Annotated in this window: 5 protein-coding genes; all 5 read left to right on the top strand. The window is 66.4% G+C overall.

The window, feature by feature from the left end:
* Positions 1–859 (top strand): asparagine--tRNA ligase (asnS, locus tag AB4Y84_RS19555; protein WP_442250711.1); only part of this gene is annotated, 859 nt, incomplete at its 5' end.
* A gap of 33 nt (positions 860–892) precedes the next feature.
* Positions 893–1,192, top strand: coding sequence for a hypothetical protein (locus AB4Y84_RS19560; RefSeq protein WP_006376524.1), 300 nt, complete (start codon positions 893–895; stop codon positions 1,190–1,192).
* Positions 1,193–1,199: 7 nt separating this feature from the next.
* Positions 1,200–1,514: a hypothetical protein gene (locus AB4Y84_RS19565; RefSeq protein WP_025876872.1), complete on the top strand. Its 315-nt coding sequence runs from the start codon at positions 1,200–1,202 to the stop codon at positions 1,512–1,514.
* A 9-nt stretch (positions 1,515–1,523) separates the two neighbouring features.
* Positions 1,524–2,162, top strand: a complete 639-nt coding sequence (locus tag AB4Y84_RS19570; RefSeq protein WP_442244325.1) for an FMN-binding negative transcriptional regulator — start codon at positions 1,524–1,526, stop codon at positions 2,160–2,162.
* Positions 2,163–2,235: 73 nt separating this feature from the next.
* Positions 2,236–2,378: carbonic anhydrase (locus AB4Y84_RS19575; RefSeq protein ID WP_442250712.1), on the top strand; the 143-nt coding region annotated here is incomplete at its 3' end.

The raw sequence follows: 2,378 nt of genomic DNA on the forward strand, positions 1-2,378 counted from the left end.
CCCAATGAGTCCGCGGGCTGCAGCTCCGGGGCCCGCTGAAGCTTGGCGAAGTCCGCAACTCTTCGGCAAGGAGACCTTCCTGACCGTGTCCGGCCAGCTGAACGTCGAGGCCTACTGCCTGGCGCTGAGCAAGGTGTACACCTTCGGCCCGACCTTCCGCGCCGAGAACAGCCACACCACCCGCCACCTGGCGGAGTTCTGGATGATCGAGCCGGAAATCGCCTTCGCCGACCTGGCCGAAGACGCACGTCTGGCCGAGGAATTCCTGAAGTACCTGTTCCGCGCGGTGCTCAACGAGCGCGGCGACGACCTGGCCTTCATCGCCGAGCGCGTGGACAAGAACGCGATCACCAAGCTGGAAGACTTCATCAACGCGCCGTTCGAACGCATCGATTACACCGATGCGGTCAGCCTGCTGCAGAAGTCCGGAAAGAAGTTCGACTTCCCGGTCGAATGGGGCCTGGACCTGCAGACCGAGCACGAGCGCTGGCTGACCGAGGAACACGTCGGTCGCCCGGTGGTGGTGACCAACTATCCCGAGCACATCAAGGCCTTCTACATGCGCCTGAACGATGACGGCAAGACCGTCGCGGCAATGGACGTGCTGGCCCCGGGCATCGGCGAGATCATCGGTGGCAGCCAGCGCGAAGAGCGCCTGGACGTGCTGGATGCACGCATGGCGCAGTTCGGCCTGGATCGCGAGCACTACAGCTGGTACCGCGATTTCCGCCGCTACGGCTCGGTACCGCACGCCGGCTTCGGCCTGGGCTTCGAGCGCCTGGTGGTCTACGTTTGCGGCCTGTCCAACATCCGCGATGCGATCCCCTACCCGCGCGCCCCGGGCAGCGCGGACTTCTAAGCCCACACGCACGACCACGGAGGTACTGCCCCCATGACCCTGTTCTTCGCCCTGTGTTTCGTCGGCGTTGCAGTGGCCGGGTTCAGTGCCTTCGTGATTTTCTGGCCGCTGACCCTGGTGCATGTGCGCGATCGCCATCCGGCGCTGGCGCAGCGCTTCGGCAGTGGCGCCTTCCTCAAGCCCGATGCGCTGGGCTGGCTGCTGCGGCGCGAATACCGCACCCAGCCGGACCGCTCGCTGTCCGGGCTGGCGACGCCCGCCTGGGTATCGCTGCTGACCCTGCTGGCCGGACTGGGCATGGCTGCCCTGCTCTGGCTGGCCTCGCTCTGGTAAGACATACATGAACGACCTTTCCCACGTCCGCGACAGCTGGTGGCTGGCCAGCCTCGGCAACACCCTGATCTGGGCACGCCTGCGCATCCGCGAGGCCGGCACCGCCGAAGTGCTGGACAGCGATGGCAATACGCTGAGCTACGACAGCGAAGACACTGCCCGCTCGCAGCTGTTTGATGCCGAGTTCGTCGAGTACGACGGCCTGGATGAAGAAGATGCGCTGGTGCGCGGCTTCTCGCTGCATGAAGTGCAGCCACCGCAGGCAGGCAGCGACGAAGGCCTGCGCGGACGCATGGTGCAGTCGCTCGGCAGCCGCGCCTGAGGCCAACCGATGTTCACCCCGCGCGCTTTCGCCGAGACCGACCTGCTGTGGCTGGATCGCCTGCTGGCGCGTGATCCGTTCGTCACCGTGCTGACCGCCGGTGACGATGGCCTGCCGGAACTGACCCGGCTGCCGGTGCTGTACCAGCGCGACGGCGACCACATCGAGCTGCGCGGCCACTGGGCCCGTGCCAACCCGCAGGCACGCCACAGCGGTGAGGCCAAGGTGCTGGTGGAGGGGCCGCATGGCTATGTATCGGCCAGCTGGTACCCGGACAAGGAGCCTGCCGCGCGGGTGCCCACCTGGAACTACGCCGCCGCCGAGCTGCGCGGCCAGTTGCAGCCGTTCGACGACACCGATGCCCTGGCCCAACTGGTCAGCGATACCGGCGACCACTTCGAAGCCAGCGTCGGCCAGGACTGGCGGTTCGAACCCGAGCGTGACGACCACCGCCGCCAGCTGCGCGGCATCGTCGGCTTCCGCTTCACCGTCGAGCAGGTGCAGCTGACGCTGAAGCTGAGCCAGAACCACCCCGAGGCCAACCAGCAGGCGGTGATGACCGAACTGGAACGCCTGGACAATCCCCATTCCACCGAACTGGCGCAGTGGATGCGCCGGTATCGCGACGAAGCCGCCGCAGGCAGCTGAGCGCTCTGTTTCCCGCGACGACGCGACCAGAACGGCCGCGCCTTGCCCCCACCCGACGTCAGGGACCCCGAACATGAAAGACATCCACAAGCTGCTGCAGAACAACCGCGAATGGGCTGACCGGATCGAGAAGGAAGATCCGGACTTCTTCCATCAGCTGGCCAAGCAGCAGCATCCGGAATACCTGTGGATCGGCTGTTCCGACTCGCGCGTGCC

The sequence above is a fragment of the Stenotrophomonas sp. 2YAF22 genome (assembly GCF_052114665.1).
In the GTDB taxonomy this organism is placed as follows: domain Bacteria; phylum Pseudomonadota; class Gammaproteobacteria; order Xanthomonadales; family Xanthomonadaceae; genus Stenotrophomonas; species Stenotrophomonas indicatrix.

What these genes read in the sequence shown, in the direction of transcription:
- AB4Y84_RS19560 (WP_006376524.1), top strand. Translation starts at nt 893, where the DNA reads ATGACCCTGTTCTTCGCCCTGTGTTTCGTCGGCGTTGCAGTGGCCGGG.
- AB4Y84_RS19570 (WP_442244325.1), top strand. Translation starts at nt 1,524, where the DNA reads ATGTTCACCCCGCGCGCTTTCGCCGAGACCGACCTGCTGTGGCTGGAT.
- AB4Y84_RS19565 (WP_025876872.1), top strand. Translation starts at nt 1,200, where the DNA reads ATGAACGACCTTTCCCACGTCCGCGACAGCTGGTGGCTGGCCAGCCTC.